At 64.6% G+C, this 17,344-nt stretch carries 12 protein-coding genes; 4 read left to right on the forward strand and 8 right to left on the reverse strand.

Going from position 1 to position 17,344, the window contains the following annotated elements; genetic code table 11:
* Positions 1 to 70: 70 nt before the first annotated feature.
* The 7 genes from NCS03_RS03740 to NCS03_RS03770 form a co-directional block, all read right to left on the reverse strand.
* Entirely contained in the window at positions 71 to 2,197 is a 2,127-nt protein-coding gene (locus NCS03_RS03740) for a glycosyl hydrolase family 18 protein (RefSeq protein WP_250528778.1), read from the reverse strand.
* A gap of 391 nt (positions 2,198 to 2,588) precedes the next feature.
* Positions 2,589 to 2,996 carry a hypothetical protein gene (locus NCS03_RS03745; protein WP_152563197.1) on the reverse strand — a complete coding sequence of 136 codons (408 nt, stop codon included), beginning with the start codon at positions 2,994 to 2,996 and terminating at the stop codon, positions 2,589 to 2,591.
* 68 nt (positions 2,997 to 3,064) lie between these two features.
* Positions 3,065 to 3,580 carry a Csu type fimbrial protein gene (locus NCS03_RS03750; RefSeq protein ID WP_244807785.1) on the reverse strand — a complete coding sequence of 172 codons (516 nt, stop codon included), beginning with the start codon at positions 3,578 to 3,580 and terminating at the stop codon, positions 3,065 to 3,067.
* A 231-nt stretch (positions 3,581 to 3,811) separates the two neighbouring features.
* Complete coding sequence (gene gstA / locus NCS03_RS03755; RefSeq protein ID WP_008351011.1) at positions 3,812 to 4,417, reverse strand: glutathione transferase GstA; 606 nt, start codon at positions 4,415 to 4,417, stop codon at positions 3,812 to 3,814.
* Positions 4,418 to 4,523: 106 nt separating this feature from the next.
* Positions 4,524 to 5,453 (reverse strand): bestrophin family protein, encoded by a 930-nt coding sequence (locus NCS03_RS03760; protein WP_008351010.1) that lies wholly within the window; start codon positions 5,451 to 5,453, stop codon positions 4,524 to 4,526.
* 143 nt (positions 5,454 to 5,596) lie between these two features.
* Positions 5,597 to 7,000 carry an argininosuccinate lyase gene (argH, locus tag NCS03_RS03765; RefSeq protein ID WP_008351007.1) on the reverse strand — a complete coding sequence of 468 codons (1,404 nt, stop codon included), beginning with the start codon at positions 6,998 to 7,000 and terminating at the stop codon, positions 5,597 to 5,599.
* Positions 7,001 to 7,055: 55 nt separating this feature from the next.
* Entirely contained in the window at positions 7,056 to 7,862 is an 807-nt protein-coding gene (locus NCS03_RS03770) for a helix-turn-helix transcriptional regulator (protein ID WP_175981740.1), read from the reverse strand.
* A gap of 103 nt (positions 7,863 to 7,965) precedes the next feature.
* Between NCS03_RS03770 and NCS03_RS03775 the strand changes: the two genes are divergently transcribed.
* A complete protein-coding gene (locus tag NCS03_RS03775) occupies positions 7,966 to 8,730 on the forward strand; it encodes a class I SAM-dependent methyltransferase (protein ID WP_250528779.1) in 765 nt (254 codons plus the stop codon).
* Positions 8,731 to 9,483: 753 nt separating this feature from the next.
* Here the strand turns inward: NCS03_RS03775 and ppc are convergent.
* Positions 9,484 to 12,561, reverse strand: a complete 3,078-nt coding sequence (gene ppc, locus NCS03_RS03780) for a phosphoenolpyruvate carboxylase (protein WP_250528780.1) — start codon at positions 12,559 to 12,561, stop codon at positions 9,484 to 9,486.
* A gap of 335 nt (positions 12,562 to 12,896) precedes the next feature.
* On the opposite strand from ppc, the gene hemC reads away from it, so the two are divergent.
* The 3 genes from hemC to NCS03_RS03795 are packed head-to-tail and all read left to right on the forward strand — an operon-like array spanning position 12,897 to position 17,166.
* The gene (gene hemC / locus NCS03_RS03785; RefSeq protein WP_034471393.1) at positions 12,897 to 13,904 is read left to right on the forward strand and encodes a hydroxymethylbilane synthase; all 1,008 of its coding nucleotides are present in this window, start codon (positions 12,897 to 12,899) and stop codon (positions 13,902 to 13,904) included.
* Positions 13,904 to 15,973, forward strand: coding sequence for a fused uroporphyrinogen-III synthase HemD/membrane protein HemX (hemDX, locus tag NCS03_RS03790; protein ID WP_008350998.1), 2,070 nt, complete (start codon positions 13,904 to 13,906; stop codon positions 15,971 to 15,973). The genes hemC and hemDX overlap by 1 nt, the downstream gene beginning before the upstream one ends.
* On the forward strand, positions 15,973 to 17,166 hold the full coding sequence (locus tag NCS03_RS03795) for a heme biosynthesis protein HemY (RefSeq protein WP_008350996.1): 1,194 nt from the start codon (positions 15,973 to 15,975) through the stop codon (positions 17,164 to 17,166). Before hemDX ends, NCS03_RS03795 begins: the two co-directional genes overlap by 1 nt.
* Positions 17,167 to 17,344: the final 178 nt, after the last annotated feature.

Consider the following 17,344-nt stretch of genomic DNA (forward strand, 5'->3'; position numbering starts at 1 on the left):
CCGGCAGGTTCGGATCTCGGCGCCGCGCGCGTCTGCCCGGTCGGGCGATACGCGCGCGGCCCGTCGAGCATCACTTCAGTCCGTCGCTCATCACTTTCAGCAACTCGGCGTTGGGTCCGTCGCCGTCGAGTTCCCAGGCGAACGAGCCGCGCAGGTTCTGCGCTTTCACGTAGTCCATCTTCAGTTTCATGGTTCCGGGCGTGTCGTAGGACCACCAGGTGGTGCCGTCGAACTTGTACGCGGTTTTCGCGACCGGATGCTCGTACACCGTGCCGGCCGCGCTCTTCAGGAGACGGTAGTCCTGGATGCCTTCCTCGTACTTGCCCGGCGCGGGCTTGGTGGCTTTCTGATACAGGCCGTCGCCTTGCGGACCCTTGGTGACGCCGGTCCAGCCGCGTCCGTAGAACGGCACGCCGACCACGATCTTCGATGTCGGCACGCCGCCTGCGAGCAGCGCCTTCACCGCGCCGTCGACGTTATAGGTCGGCGCATACTGGCCCGCCTTGTAGTTCGGGCTGTCGGGGTCGCCGTGGAGCGGCGCCTGGAAGTCGGTCGGCCCGTTGGTTTCCCATCCGCCGTGGAAGTCGTACGACATGATGTTGATCCAGTCGAGCGACTTGCTGTATTCGCCCGGCTCGGTCATCGCGATCTTGTCGCCGCCCGCGCCGATCGCGACCGTCAGCAGATAGCGCTTGCCGTTCTGGGCGCCGATGGCGTCGAGTTGCTTGCGGAACTCGGCGAGCAGCAGCGTGTAGTTCTTCTTGTCGTTCGGATCGACGGCGTTGTATGGCTGGCCGCCGCCGCCGGGGAATTCCCAGTCGATGTCGATGCCGTCGAACACGTCCGCGCCGATGCCGTCGCCGCCCGCGTTCGAGCCGGCGTCATAGGGCAGATTGCCCTTGATGTAGACGTCGATGCACGAGCTCACGAGCTGCTTGCGCAGCGCGTCGGTTGCCGCCGCTTTGCCGAACCATCGCGACCAGGTCCAGCCGCCGAGCGAAATGATCACCTTCAGGTTCGGATGCTTGGCCTTCAACTGCTTGAGCTGATTGAAGTTCCCTTTCAGCGGGCCGGCTCCGGCTTTGCCGTAGCGCGGATCGTTCGTCGGGAAGTCCCAGGTGTCGCCCTTGCCGCTGACGGCTTCGTTGGCGCCGAAGTTCTTTTGATAGTCGGCCCAGGCGTCGCCGCCGGTGCCTGCGTCCGCGGCGTTCGGATTGGTCGCGCCCGGCTCGGCCTTGTTGATGATGCCGCACTCGTAGCCGCCGTTCTTCTGGTAGAGGTTGCCGAACGCGTAGTTGATGAACGTGAGCATCGAGGCAGAGCCGGTCGTGTCGACGTCCTTGAGCTTGTAGTTGCGGTCGTAGATGCCCCACTGCGCGAAGTAGCCGCCGATTTCACGCGCCCCTGAGGGGGAGGGTGCGGGTGTGGGTGTGGGTGTCGGCGTCGGTGTTGGGGCCGGCGTTGGCACCGGCGTTGGCGTCGGTGTTGGAACCGGCGTGGGCGTCGGCGTTGGTGTTGGAACCGGCGTCGGCGTCGGCGTGGGCGTGGGCGTCGGCGTCGGCGTCGGCGTGGGCGTGGGCGTGGGCGTGGGCGTCGGAACGGGTGTTGGCGTCGGTGTCGGAACCGGCGTCGGCGCAGGAGCAGGAGCAGGCGACGGCCCGCCCGAGCACGCGCCGAGATCTTCCCATACGCCGTATTGCCCGGATTGCGCCGGATTTTCGCCCTGCGTCCACCACTTGTTTCGATAATTGCGGCCGTTGTACGTCACGCGCGTGCCCGCCGTCGCATAAGCCTGCGTCGACGACCACGCGTCATAACACGCGGAGCCCGACGGTGTCGGCGTGGGCGTGGGCGTCGGAGTCGGAGTCGGCGTTGGCGTTGGCGTGGGTGTTGGAGTCGGCGTTGGAGTCGGTGTCGGCGTGGGACTCGGGGTTGGAGTCGGTGTCGGCGTCGGCGTGCCGCCCGTTGCGCCGAGATCCTTCCACAACGTCGGCGTGGTGGAAGGCGTCCATCCCGCGCCGGGGTAGGCGGTATGCGATTGCAGCGCCTGATACGTGTGGCCGTTGTAAGTGACGGTGGCGCCTGCCGAATATGTGGTCCCTTCCTGCCACTCGGCGCCATTGGCACTGACTGAATAGGCAACCAGCAAGGCCAGCGTCAATGCGCTAATTTTGGAATGCTTAACAAGGCGATTCATGAGAATGGCCTCCTTTGTTTCGATTATGGTTGGTTTCGATTCTCTACATTGTCAAGCTGTTTGCCTCAAACGCCGCGCATTTCAAGCGCCTATACGCGGATATATTGATAATCCAAGCTTCTCCACTAAGCAAGTTGGAAATTGATGATTAGTTTTCCTTCTGGTTTTCTTATAGGCGTGCTTTTTACGCGACGCAAAGAATACTGCTTCGAAATATGGCACCGTCGATTTGAATATGCACGTCGCGAGTTCGACATCGGGCCGTTATTTTCACTCGGCATTCCGGCGATATGGATCGTTGATGCATGCAGCGATGCGAATGTGAAACGCGCCGCAGGTCCGTATGCGGGATCGCTTTAATCGCCTGCCGGTATATCGGCGTATCGGTGCGTCAGAACTGAACCGTGACGGCAACGATCGGTGGATAGTTTTCGCTGCCGGACACACTGGTCGATGCCGCCGCGCCCTTGACGTGAGATGCGTGCTCGATCGATTGCAACGATAGCGCCTCACCCGAAGCCGATCTCGCTTCGACGCCGACGCGATACGGCGTTTTGGTCCCGCCGCAATTCACCGCGACGCGGCTTGCCTGATCGATTTCGACAGGAGCGCCGGGCGTGACGATCGAGCAGGCATTTTCGATTGTCAGAGCGATGTCCATTTTAGCCGTGCCGCTTTTCGCGAAACCTTCGGGAGACACAGCAAGCGTTTCCGCCGCAATCAAGGCGGCGAATGCGGCATGGTAGAGCGAGTGACTTTTCATGAATGGACCCGAGGGGATATTGATTTTTCGCGCCATGCAACAGTGCATATGCGCGGGTGCTTTCTAAAAAGCCCCGCGCCTTTGAAAAAAGGAAACCGAAATGCTTAGAAAACCAGCGTCGCGGTGATGGTCGACGAATACGTGCCCGCAGCCGGCGTGTCTTGCGACGGCACGCGGCCATAAACCGTGATGCTCTGGTTCGAGCCGTCGCCCGTGCCTGCGACCGTGTCGCTGTCCACCGTATTGCCCCAGACCTGCGTGCGCGCCGTATCCCGATACAGATTGAATTCGACCGATGCATCGCCGGCCGCGTTGCTCATCTTGCGGTCCGCGACAGTCGAGCCGTTCGCGGTGCCCGCGTCGAGCGCGACGCTGTAGGCCGTGCCCTTGGTGCATGTGACCGAGAGCGTCGTCGTCTGATCGAGGTTGTTGCTGATCACACCGGTGCTGCCGAAATTCAGCGGGTTCGCGGCGATGGAGCAGTCGTCCTGCACGGTCAGCGTGACATCGAAGGTCGCGCTCTTGCTGGCGGCCATTGCATTGGGCGAAGCGACGACGCCGAGCGTGGCGGCGCCGGCAACGATGGCGATGACGGCGGCTTTGCTGAACAGATTGCGCATGAGAATCTCCGGTATCAGATTGACGACGCCGATTGCGTTTGGCGTCGCGAGAACATGAGCAAATGATAGGGAGCGCGCGTCTAAGATTGAATGAGACGACTCTTATTTGAGATGATGAAACGAGCGGTTTCGCCGGATGGCATTGTGCTGACGCGTTTATCGAGATGCCGACGCTACATGTGAAAACGGCCTCCCGAAGGAGGCCGCCTGGCTACCGGAGACGACGTGGATTCAGATCAGTCCTTCGGCCTTGAGCGCGGCCTGCACGCCCGGGCGCGCGCCGACACGCGCCTGATACGCGACGAGCGCGGGCCACTTGCCGAGGTCGAGATCGATATGCTTCGCCCAGCTCAAAACCGTGAACAGATACGCATCGCCGATGCTGAATTCGTTGCCGAGCAGGAACTGCTTGTCATCGACTTGCTGCGCGACGTAGGCGAGACGGCGTTCGAGATTGGCCATCGCCGCGGCCTTCCAGTCGCTGCTTGCGGCCGGGTTGAAGAACGGCGAGAAGTTCTTGTGCAGTTCCGTGCCGATGAACGTGAGCCAGCTTTGCAGACGGTACCGCGCCATCGCATCGTTGAGCGGCGCGAGATGCTTCGCCGGAACCTGATCGGCGATGTATTGCATGATCGCCGGGCCTTCGGTCAGCAGTTCCCCGTTGTCGAGCAGGAGCGCGGGCACGTAACCCTTCGCGTTGATCTTGGTGAAATCCGCGCCGCTCGCGGTGAGCTTGGTCTTGAGATCGACGGCTTCGGTTTCGTAGGCGAGCCCGGATTCTTCGAGCGCGATGTGCGACGCGAGGGAACAGGCGCCTGCCTTGTAGAACAGTTTCAAAACAATTCCTCCAGGATGAGTCGCACGATTATGAACGATGTCGTGCTTGCGCAGCATCCGCTATCGCGAAACGAATTGTGTCGTTTGATGAAAGATCGAACCGCGATCAATCGAGGATGAAATCGCGCGAGGATGCGACGGTCTTCGGCGGCATCGGGAAGTCGGGGTCGGCGGCCATGTCGTGCAGCGCGGCTTCGATCGCGTCGCAGATGGCGTTCAACGCGAGATCGTTTTCCTCGAGGCCGAACGGATCTTCGATCTGCGCGGCGATCGCCTCCAGCGCCATGAACGCATACGCTACGAGCAACGCGAAAAGCGGCGTGAGCAGGCCGGCGCCATCGACGAGGCCGAACGGCAGCATCACGCAGAAGAGGTAGATTGTGCGGTGAATCATCACCGAGTAGGAGAAGGGCAGCGGCGTGGAGGCGATGCGCTCGCATCCGCCGATCACATCCGAAAGCGCGTTCAGATTGTGCTGAATCGCGAGGACGGCATAGCCGTCGAGCGCGTCTTCCCGCTTGCGTTCGGCGACCCATTCGCCGAGCCAGAGCAGAATCAGCGCGGGCCGGAACTTCGCGGCGGCCACGCGTGCGTGCAGTTCAGGCGAGAGGCGGGGCGCGAGATCGGCGAGCGCGTCGGTGTTGCGCAGTTGATGTCTCAACGCGTGAGGCAGCGCGCCGAGCGCGGACAGAAAACGTCGCTCCTCAGCGCGGTCGCGATTGTCCGGCAGCGACAGCGCCTGCTGCGCCAGCGCGCGCGATGTGTTGAGCAGCGTGCCCCACAGCTTGCGGCCTTCCCACCATCGCTCGTAACTCGCGCTATTGCGGAAACCGAGAAACACCGCGAGCGCGATGCCGACGAGCGCGAACGGCGGCGTGCCGAGCCCGAGCGGATAGTGCCGCATGTGGTCGTGCATGAAGATCGCCGCGAGCGACAGCGCGAAGATCAGCCCGAGGCGCGGCAGCAGTTGCGGCAGCACGGAGCCGCGCCACACGAACAGCAGCCGGAACCAGTTGAGCTTGGGGCGAATGATCATGGACGAGCTTGCCGGTGAAACCGCAATGAATTTCCGATTATCTCGAAAATAAGGTGCATCGCGCGCGAGACATGGCGTCGCGTGCGGAAACGAAAAGGCCGTCCTTGCGAACGGCCTTCGAGATCAGCAACGCGACAATGCGATCAGAGCGCCGCGCGCGCCGCTTTCGCCGCCGCGCGCACCTGATCCGGCGCGGTGCCGCCCGGATGATTGCGGCTCGCGACCGAGCCTTCGAGCGTCAGATAGTCGAACACGTCTTCGCCGATCAGATGCGCGACGTTCGGCAGTTCGATACGCATCGCGTCGAGCGACAGGTCCGCGATATCGCAGCCGCGATCGTCGCAGATACGCACCGCGTGCGCGACGGCTTCGTGCGCGTCGCGAAACGGCAGGCCGCGCTTCACGAGATAGTCGGCGAGATCGGTGGCGGTCGAGAAGCCTTGCAGCGCGGCCGCGCGCATCGCCTGCGGCTTCACCGTGATGCCTGCGGCCATTTCCGCGAAGATGCGCAGCGTATCCGCGACCGTATCGACGGTATCGAACAGCGGCTCCTTGTCTTCCTGATTGTCCTTGTTGTAGGCGAGCGGCTGGCCCTTCATCAGCGTGAGCAGCGCCATCAGATGGCCGTTCACGCGGCCCGTCTTGCCGCGCGCGAGTTCGGGCACGTCGGGATTCTTCTTCTGCGGCATGATCGACGAACCCGTGCAGAAACGGTCCGCCAGGTCGATGAAGCCGACGCGCGGGCTCATCCACAGCACGAGTTCTTCGGAGAAGCGCGACACGTGCGTCATGACGAGCGCGGCCGCCGCCGTGAACTCGATCGCGAAGTCGCGGTCGGACACGGCGTCGAGCGAATTCGCGCAGATGCCGTCGAAGCCGAGCGCCGCCGCGACCGCGTGACGGTCGATCGGATAGCTCGTGCCCGCGAGCGCCGCCGCGCCCAGCGGCAGACGGTTCACGCGACGGCGCAGATCGCGCATGCGCTCGGCATCGCGCGAGAACATTTCGACATAGGCCAAAAGGTGATGCCCGAACGTGACCGGCTGCGCGACCTGCAGGTGCGTGAAGCCCGGCATGATGGTGTCGGCATGCTTTTCGGCCATGTCGATGAGCGCGACGCGCAACTCCTTCAGCAGCTCGCCGATGCGGTCGATTTCGCCGCGCAGCCACAGGCGGATGTCGGTCGCGACCTGATCGTTGCGCGAGCGGCCGGTGTGCAGGCGCTTGCCCGCATCGCCGATCAGCGCCGTCAGGCGCGCCTCGATGTTCAGATGCACGTCTTCCAGATCCAGCTTCCACTCGAACTCGCCGCGCTCGATTTCGCCCTTGATCTGCGCCATGCCGCGCTCGATGGCGGCGAGGTCGTCGGCGCTGATGATCTTCTGCGCCGCAAGCATGGACGCGTGCGCGAGCGAGCCTTGAATGTCGACGAGCGCGAGCCGGTTGTCGAAGAACACCGACGACGTGTAGCGCTTGACGAGCTCCGACATCGGCTCGGAGAAGCGAGCCGACCAGGCTTCGCCTTTTTTGTGGAGTTGGGACGTCATGGTGATGTTTTCAGCGGTTCGGGCTTCGGGAAGTCGACAATTTTAACATTCGGCACTATTCCGATCCGACCAGAATCACGAGCTTCAAATCCTCGCGATGCGCGGGCTTGAACGTGATCTGATTGAACACGACGCGCCCGCGCGACGGATGATTGAACGCGCGCTCGCCGCCTTCGCGCTCGAACACGTCCTGCGACGCCCAGTAGCGCGCGAAGGCATCGCTCGCGGCGGAGAGATCGTCGATGAGCGCGCGCGTCGGCGCATCGTTCAGATGGCGGATCGAATCGGCGCGGAATTCGGCCGCCAGACGCCGCGCGCGCGTTTCCCAGTCGACGATCAGCGCGCGCGCCGCCGGCGACGTGAACGTGTACGTGAGCAGATTGCGGTCGTGCTCGCCGTCGAGCCAGCCGACGAACAGCGCCGACGCATGCTCGTTCCAGCGCAGCGCGTTCCACTGACGATCGAGCACGTAGGCGGGCGCGGCGATCAGCCCGACGGTCTGGAGCAGCGCGGCGGGCGCGTCCTGCGAAGCCGGATCGGGCTCGGCGGGATCGCGCTGGGCGGCGAGCTCGAAAAGATACGCACGTTCGGCGCGCGACAGTTGCAGCGCGACGGCGATGCGCGCGAGGGCATCGGCGGAAGCGGACACGGGCCGGCCTTGCTCGATCCAGGTGTACCAGGTCGGGCTCACGCCGCACAGTTGCGCGACTTCTTCGCGGCGCAAGCCGGGCGTGCGGCGGCGCGGGCCGGGCGCGAGTCCGACCGCTTGCGGCGAGAGCCTTTCGCGATGCGCGCGGATGAACTCGCCGAGCGCGTGCGCGGACGTTTCGGCGAGGGTTTCGTTCTTGTCGATGTGATTCATGCGTGGCAGGTGGTGTACATACCAGAATAACTGCACAACTTGTACTGGTACAAAGCGGGTTCTATTGTAGCGACACAAGACCACGACGAAACCGGAGCCCACGATGAAACACCACGATCAGGTCGCAGACGCATTCGGCAGCACCGCTGCCGCGTATCTCACGAGCGCCGTCCATGCGAGCGGCGCGGATCTGCAGAATCTCTCCGCGACGTTCGCGGCCACTTGCGGCAACGCGCGCGTGTTGGACATGGGATGCGGCGCGGGACACGCGAGCTTTGCGATCGCGCCGCACGTGCGCGAAGTGGTGGCGTACGACATCGCCCCGCAGATGCTCGCGACCGTGGAAGCCGCCGCGGAGGAACGCGGCCTGACGACGATTCGCACGCAGCAGGGCGCGGCCGAAACGCTGCCGTTCGCGGATGCGTCGTTCGACTGGGCCGTGAGCCGGATGAGCGCGCATCATTGGCGCGACGTTTCGTCAGCGCTTGCCGAAGTGCATCGCGTGTTGAAGCCTGGCGGGCGGCTGAAGTTCATCGATATCGCGGGCATCGACGATCCGCTCTACGACACGCACATTCAGGCGATCGAAATCCTGCGCGATGCGTCGCATATCCGTGACTATCGCGCCGACGAATGGATCGCGATGCTCGATGCCGCCGGTTTCGATGCGCAAATCGCCGAGCGCTGGCGCATCCCGCTGGAATTCGAGTCGTGGGTGACGCGGATGCGTACGCCGGCCGAGCGCGTGACGGCCATCAGATCGATGTGGGCGAGCGCGCCGGATGAGGTGCGGCAGTATTTCAACGTGAAGGATGATTGCTCGTTCGAGCTCGATGCGGTGATGGTGGAGGGGAAGCGGCGTGGTTGAAGATTGTTGGATGTCGCTCGATCCTCGGGTTCGTGTCGGTGACGGTTGTTGATTTCGCCGGATCCCTTATTCGCGTCGGTCTATTAGCGTTGCCCCTGTGCGGGGCGGCAGTCACTTTCTTTGCTGCTGCAAAGAAAGTGACCAAAGAAAGCAGCTTTTCAGGCCCGCGGTCACACGCAATTTGGGTAGTTCTCTCGTCCCAGGTGGCACTCGCCTAAGGAGTGCCCTCATCACAATCACCCGGCTTGGCTCGCGCACGGTCTGCCACATCGCACCACACAACGAACCGGTTCAGCACCAAACAGCTCCAGCCCGCTTCGCGGCCGACCGGTTAAGCGGGACTGCCAGTGCTTCGCTATTAACATCGCTATCGCACTGCGCACGCAAACCGATGGTTTCCCTTGCATGCCCTACGGCAGCGCGAAGCGCTGTGCCGAAGCTATTTCGTGCTGAACCAATGTTCTGAACACCTTCGGGCGGCAGACCGTGCGCGAGCCAAGCCCGATTGGTCCTTTGAGGGCACTCTTTAGGCGAGTGCCGCCCGGGACGAGAGAACTACCCAACGTGCGTGTGACCGCGGGCCTGAAAAGCTGCTTTCTTTGCCTACTTTCTTTGCAGCAGCAAAGAAAGTAGGTGCCGCCCCGCACAGGGGCAACGCCAATAGACCGACACGAAATCGGGATCCGCCGAAACCCACGCATACATCGAGGCAACGTTGCATCCCGAACCAAAACGCCCCGCCAAAGGAAGGCATCAGCCGGTATTACGCAACCCCGCGGCAATCCCGTTGATCGTCAAATGAATCCCGCGCCGCAGCCGTACGTTCTGATCGCCCGCGCGGTGACGCTTCAACAGCTCCACTTGCAAGTGATTGAGCGGATCGAGATAAGGGAAGCGGTTCTTGATCGAACGCGCGAGCAGCGGGTTATCCGAAAGACGATCGATCTTGCCGGTAATTTCGCCGAGCACGTCGCACGTGCGCTGATGCTCCGCGACGATCTTGTCGAACACGGTCTTGCGCAGCTTCTTGTCGGTGACGAGCTGCGCATAGCGCGACGCGACGGCGAGATCGGTCTTCGCGAGCACCATGTCCATGTTCGACAGCAGGTTCTTGAAGAACGGCCACGTCTTGTGCATCTTGCGCAGCGTCGCGAGACGTTTCGCGCGTTCATCGTCGGAACCGGCGCGGTCGAGATACGCCGTGACCGCGCTGCCGAAGCCGTACCAGCCCGTCAGCAAGAGACGGCACTGGCCCCACGAGAAGCCCCACGGAATCGCGCGCAGATCCTCGATCTTGCGCTGCTTCGGATCCTGCAGCTTGCGCGACGCCGGCCGGCTGCCGATGTTCAGCTCCGCGATCTCCGAAATCGGCGTCGACAGGAAGAAGTAGTCGGTGAAGCCCGGCGTCTCGTAGACGAGCGCGCGATACGCGGCCATCGCGGAATCGGAGAGCGTCTGCATCGCCGCTTCGAATTGCGGCAGCTGCGCGGGCGCGTTCTCGTGCGGCAACAGCGATGCTTCCAGCGTCGCGGCGACGACCGTCTCCAGATTGCGCCGCCCGATTTCCGCGTTCGCGAACTTGCTCGCAATCACTTCGCCTTGCTCGGTCAGGCGGATTTGCCCGTCGACGGTGCCGGGCGGCTGCGACAGAATCGCCTGATACGTCGGGCCGCCGCCGCGTCCGACCGTGCCGCCGCGTCCGTGGAAGAGGCGCAGCGTCGTGCCACGCTCCTTGAACAGCGTGACGAGCGCCAGTTCCGCGCGATACAGCTCCCAGTTCGACGTGAGGAAACCGCCGTCCTTGTTGCTGTCCGAATAGCCGAGCATCACTTCCTGCTCGTTGCCCTGATTTTCGATGAGCTTGTCGATGCCCGGCAGCGCGAAGAATTCGCCCATGATGACCGGCGCGTTGCGCAAGTCGGCGATGGTCTCGAAGAGCGGAATGACCATCAGGCCGTCGCGCGGGGAATCGTCCTTCGCGCCGAGATAGCCTTGCAGCACGCCCGTTTCCTTCTGCAGCAACATCACTTCCAGCAAGTCGCTGACGGTCTCCGTATGCGAAATGATGTAGTTGCGCACCGCGCGCGCACCGAACTTCGCGCGCGTCTCGCGGGCCGCTTCGAGCACGCCGAGCTCGCTTTTCGCGAGATCGGAATATTGCGCGTATGGAAGGCGCAGCGGGCGCGGCTGCGCGAGCTCCTTCAGCAGCACTTCGCGCTTCTGCTCTTCGGTGAGCGACGCGTAATCCTCGACGACGCCCGCACGCGCGAGCAGCTCGCTCACGACGGCCTCGTGAATGTCCGAGCTTTGCCGCAAGTCGATGCTCGCGAGATGGAAGCCGAACACTTCGGCGGCGCGCGCGAGCGGCGACAGACGCAGGCTCGACATCGACGCGCCGTGATGCTCCGCGAGCGAATCGATCAGCACGTGCAGGTCGCGCACGAATTCGGAGGCATCGGCGTAGGGCGTCGCGCGAATCTGCGGTGCGCCCGGACCCGCGCTACGCACGGTCACGACGCCTTCGCCGAGCCGCACGCGCGCGCTCGCCGCAAGCCGCGTGTAGATGCCGATGAGCGCGCGCCGATACGGCTCGTCCTTGCGATGCGGCGACTGGTCGGGCGAGGCATCGGCGAGTGCTTTCAGGGCATCGCTCGAACCGGCGAGCAGGTCCGACACGGACAATTCCGCGCCGAGCTTGTGCGTCTCTTCCAGATAGTGTTCGAAGATGACGATCGCCTGACGCGTGATCGCGTTTTCGAGCGTTTCGCCGGTGACGAACGGATTGCCGTCGCGGTCGCCGCCGATCCAGCTTCCCATCTGAAAGAACGGCGGCAGGCGCACGGGCAGGCCGTGTTCCGCGAGCGCGGCTTCGATATCGGCGTAGAGCGCGGGAATTTCGGCGAGAAAGGTCGCGCGATAGTAAGACAGCGCGTTGTCGATTTCATCGGCGACGGAAAGGCGCGCGTCGCGCAACATGCGCGTCTGCCACAGCGACGTCACGCGTGCGCGCAGCACCGCTTCGTTCTGTGCGCGTTCGCGCGCGGTCAGTTCCTGATCGCGCTCGGCGAGCAGACGCGCGATATCGTGTTGCGCGTCGAGAATGCTCTTGCGCGAGACTTCGGTCGGATGCGCCGTGAGGACGGGCACGATCAGCGCATCGCCGAAAAATCTCTCGAGCAGCTTGCGCGTCGCGCTGATGTTCTTGTGCTCGCGCATGCGCTCGATCGCATACGCGATGGTGCCCGGCTGCGCACCCGAGCCCGCGAGCGCGTGAATGCGCCGCCGGCGATTGTGATGGCGGTCTTCGGCGATGTTCGCGAGATGCGAGAAGTAGCTGAACGCACGCACGACCGACACCGTCTGTTCCGGCGACAGCGCGCGCAGCTTCTTTTCGAGCGTCTGGGAGGCTTCGACGTCGTCCTCGCGGCGGAACTTCACGGCCGTCTGACGAATGGCCTCGACGACCTCGAACACGGCGTCGCCTTCCTGCTCGCGCAGCACTTCGCCGAGCACACGCCCGAGAAAGCGGATGTCTTCGAAGAGCGGGCGGTCCTTGTCGTCGCGCGTGCGGCTCGCGGGCTTCGTGGGCTTCGCGGCTTTTGCGACGGCCGCGCCGTTGGGGCGCGGCGTTTTGAGCTTCGTCGGCGCGGTCTTGGTCGCGATGGCTTTCTTCGCGAGCTTCGGCGCGATGGCGGCTTTCGAAGCCTTCGCGGCCGTCGCGGCCTTCGTCGTGACGATGGGCGACGACGCCGCGCGCGGCGCGTCGGAGGAGGAAGACTTGGGCAATGCGGCGTTGCGGCGCGCCGGGCGAGCCGATCCGGATGACGTCACGTTGGGTTCCTCTCGAAAGCTGCGAAGCCAGGGTACATCGACATGATCCGGCGACCTCGACGGGCGCCGCATCGGCAGAAAATCGCGGGCCGCGCGAACGGCCGTGCGTCAAACCGGCGACAGCATGCCGCGGCATTCTTCGCGCCCCGAAGCGTTCATCGCGCGCGACGCGGCCGGGGCCGTCGTTCACGCCGCTACGAACACACCACGGACGCCCCGAAAGGCGCATCGGACAAGGCTCTCGCGCGCTGCCCGGGTGTCGGTGGACCTTGGCGTGCGTGCTACCATTGTTCGCTAATGTCTATTCATCCATCCCGTCATTCGATCGAGCATCAATGAATTCCGAGACGCATTCAACGACACCGCCCGCGAGCATCATCATCGCTTCGCGGGAAAGCCGGCTTGCGATGTGGCAAGCCGAGCACGTGCGGTGTGCGCTGCACAAATTATATCCATCTTGCGACGTGAAAATCCTCGGAATGACGACGCGCGGCGATCAGATTCTGGATCGCACGTTGTCGAAGGTCGGCGGCAAGGGTTTGTTCGTGAAGGAGCTCGAAGCCGCGCTCGCCGAGGGCCGCGCCGATCTCGCCGTGCATTCGCTCAAGGACGTGCCGATGGAACTGCCCGAAGGCTTCACGCTCGGCGCCATCATGGAGCGCGAAGATCCGCGCGACGCTTTCGTGTCGCCGCATTACGCATCGCTCGATGCGCTGCCTGCGGGGAGCATCGTCGGCACGTCGAGCCTGCGTCGCGAGTCGATGATTCGCGCGCGCTTTCCTCATCTCGAAGTGCGGCCGTTGCGCGGCAATCTCGATACGCGTCTCGCCAAGCTCGACCGCGGCGAGTACGCGGCGATCATCCTCGCGGCGGCGGGTTTGAAGCGTCTCGGTCTGGAAGCGCGCATCCGTGCGCTGCTCGATCCGTCCGAGAGCTTGCCGGCAGCGGGGCAGGGCGCGCTCGGTATCGAGATTCGCGCGGACCGCGCCGATCTCGCCGCGTGGCTCGCACCTTTGCACGATGAAAACACCGCGCTCGCGGTCGAGGCGGAACGCGCGGTGTCGCGCGCGCTCGGCGGCAGTTGCGAAGTGCCGCTCGCCGCGTACGCCGTATGGCGCGACGGCGCGCTGAATCTGCGCGGCGCGGTGTCGATGCCCGACGGCAAGCGCGTGCTGCGCGCGGAGGAAAGCGTGCAGGCGCCCGATCTCGCCGCCGCGCTCGCGCTCGGCCAGCGCGTGTCGTCGGATCTCGAAGCGCAAGGCGCGATGGATATCGTCGCCGCGCTCAGCACCATGTCGCGCGCCGACGGCCCGAACACCGCGCCCTCGGGGCCGAAGTCCTGATGGCGAGCGAGCGCCGCGCCACCGTCGTCGTCACGCGTCCCGCCGGACAGTCGTCCGCGCTGCTCGCGCTCCTTGCGAGCGCCGGCTTCGACGCGCTGGAATTTCCGCTCATCGATATCGCGCCCGTCGCCGACGATGCGCCGCTGCGCGCCGCGCTCGACGAGCTTTTTCTGCCGCCGGAAGCGCCGGGGCGCTATGCGCTCGTCGTGTTCGTGTCGCCGAATGCGATCGATCATGCGTTCTCGCGGCTCGCCGCGCCCTGGCCCGTCGATTTGCCCGTCGCGGTCGTCGGTCCGGGCTCGGTCGCGGCGCTCGCGCGTCAGGGCGTGCACGCGCCGTCGCATCGCGTGATCAGTCCGTCGGCGCAAGCGCTCGATCCGCGCTTCGATTCCGAGGCGCTCTTCACCGCGATCGAAGCGCATTTCGGCACGAACGGTCTCGAAGGCAAGCGCGTGCTGATCGTGCGCGGCGACGGCGGCCGCGAATGGCTCGCCGAGCGGCTCGCGCAAGCAGGCGCGCGGGTCGAAAAGGCCGCCGCCTATCGCCGCGTGTTGCCGGAACCGTCGATGCAAGAGTGGGAGCGCATCCACGAATTGCTGGCCGGAGAACCGCACGCGTGGCTGCTGACAAGCTCGGAAGGCGTGCGCAATCTCGACGAGCTCGCCCACGAACATCTCACCGCCGACGAAATCGTGCTGCTCAAGCGCGCGCCGCTCGTCTGCCCGCACCCGCGCATCGCCGAGGCCGCGCGGGGAGCGGGTTTTGATAGGATTACGGTGTCCGGCGCGGGCGATGAGCGCATCGCGCACGCGCTGGAAGCGCTGTTCCCGCTCCAACGCGATCCGGAGGCTCACGCGCACGCGAGCGCATCGGCTTCGATAAATTCCTCATCCGCGCCGACGGACGCCAATCCGGCCACCGCGCCGGCCCAACAAACGGCTCAATCACGCATGACTGATTCGAACGATTCCAAGAAAGCTTCACCTCAGCCGAACGTGACACCGCCCTTGCCGCCGAACACGCCTTTCACGCCTTATGAGCAGCAGAAGAAGAACGGCGGCGCGGGCATCGTGGTGTTGTGGTTCGTCGTCGTCATTCTGGCGGTGGCGGCGGGCGCGGGCGCCTTCGTCCTGAACCGCAAGTTCGAGCGCACCGACGCGCAACTGTCGCAGCGCCTCGCCCAGTCCGACGAGCAGAACGCCGATCTGCGCGCGAAGGCCGATCAGGCCGCGAGCGCGACCACCGCGTTGAACACGCAGATCATCCAGTTGCAGGGCAAGCTCGCCGATGCCGAAGCGCACAGTCAGGCGCTGCAGCAGCAATATCAGGATCTCGCGAGCAATCGCGACGACTGGACCGTCGCCGAAGTCGAGCAGATTCTGTCGAGCGCGAGCCAGCAGTTGCAACTCACCGGCAACGTTCAACTCGCGCTTTTCGCGCTGCAAAGCGCCGACACGCGTCTTGCCGCGACCACCGGTCCGCAGGTCGTCGCGATCCGCAAGGCGATCGCGCAGGACATCGACAAGCTGAAAGCCACGCCGACGACCGATCTCACCGGTCTCGCGATCAAGCTCGACACGGCCATCGACCAGATCGACCAGTTGCCGCTTTCGGGCGAGGCGCCGATCGCCCGCGCCCGCGCGCAGGCCGCCGAGCCGGCCAACAGCGCGTCGATCGCGGCGGCGACCGGCGAGCCGCGCTGGAAGGTGCTGTGGCATCAGATCACGAACGGCATCGGCCAGCAGTTGTCGAGCCTCGTCTCGGTGCGCCGCATCGATAACGCCGATGCGATGCTCACATCGCCCGATCAAGGTTATTTCGTGCGCGAAAACGTGAAGCTGCGGCTGCTGTCCGCGCGTCTTTCGCTGCTGTCGCGCAGCGAGCCGACGCTCAAGTCGGACCTGCACGCCGCCGACGCCGCGCTCGGCCGCTACTTCGATGCCTCGTCGAAGAAAGTGCAGGCCGTGCGCGAGCTCGTGAAGCAGGTCGATCAGGCGTCGCTCGCCGTCGCCGTACCGAACCTGAACGCGAGCCTCGCCGCCGTCCATCAGTTCAAGCGAGGCGGATGATGACGATTCGTGGACTCATCTGGCTCGCGCTGCTGTTCGCCGTCGCGGTGATCGTCGCGACCGTCGGCGGCTTCAACAACGGACAAATCCTGCTCGTGATCCCGCCGTATCGCGTGGACATGTCGCTCAATCTGTTCGCGGTCGCGCTCGTCGTGCTGTTCATCGTGCTGTACGCGATCATCCGCGCGGTGCGTGGCGTCTGGAAGATGCCGTCGCGCGTCGCCGCGTATCGCACGCGCAGCAAGATCGCGAAGGCGAATGCGTCGCTGCGCGATGCGGTCGGGCATCTGTACGCCGGACGTTTCTCGAAAGCCGAGAAGGCCGCGCGCGATGCGTTGTCCGTCGAAGACAACAAGGGTGCGGCCGGGCTGATCGGCGCGAACGCGGCGCATCGTCTGCACGAATATGCGCGCCGCGACGAGTGGCTCGCGCAGGTTTCCGGCGCCGACTGGCAGGACGCGCGCCTGATGGCCACCGCCGACATGCGCGCCGATGGCCGCGACGCCGACGGCGCGCTCGTCGCGCTCACCGAAATGCAGGCGCAGGGCGGCCGGCGCATCCACGCGCAGCAAATCGCGCTGCGCGCGCAGCAGCAATTGAAGAACTGGGGCGAAGTGCTGAAGCTCGTGCGGATGCTGGAGAAGCGCGAGGCGCTGCATCCGGCGGTCGCGGTGCGGCTGCGCCAGGTCGCGGCGGAAAATCTGCTGCGCGATCGCCGGCATAACCCGGACGCGCTGCTCGAACTGTGGCAATCGCTGTCGGCGACCGAGCGCCAGTCGCCGCGTCTCGCCGATCTCGCCGCGGAACTGCTGATCGCGCTCGATCGTCGCGCGGAGGCGAAGAAGATCGTCGAAGACGCGCTCGCGCACAACTGGGACGCGCGGCTGTTGCGGCGTTATCCGGACTGCATCGTCGGCGGCGACGCTTTCCCGCTGATCCAGCGCGCCGAAGCGTGGCAGAAGGAACGCACCGAAGACGCCGACCTGCTTTTCACGCTCGGACGTCTCTGCCTGCATCAGCAGTTGTGGGGCAAGGCGCAGGCGTTCCTCGAATCGGCGCTGAAGCTCGCCGACAACGAACCGCTGAAGATTCGCACGCATCGCGCGCTCGCCCGTCTGCACGAACAGCTCGGCGACGCGGACAAGGCCGCGGAACATTACCGCGCAAGCGCGCTGGCGATGAACGTCGTCTGATTGCGCTCGCCTGACGCGTTCAGGAACGGGCTGCACGGGCGCGATGCTCATGCAGCCCATTTTTTTGCACGCGCTTTCCGGACCGGCGTTTTTGCGTTGTCTGTACGCCACCGCACGGCCGATGCGCGGGCAAGATGGTCTAGTTTCCTTCCACCGATACGAGGATCGAAAGAAAAGG

The organism is Caballeronia sp. ATUFL_F1_KS4A (genome assembly GCF_023630905.1).
Classification (GTDB): Bacteria; Pseudomonadota; Gammaproteobacteria; order Burkholderiales; family Burkholderiaceae; genus Caballeronia; species Caballeronia zhejiangensis.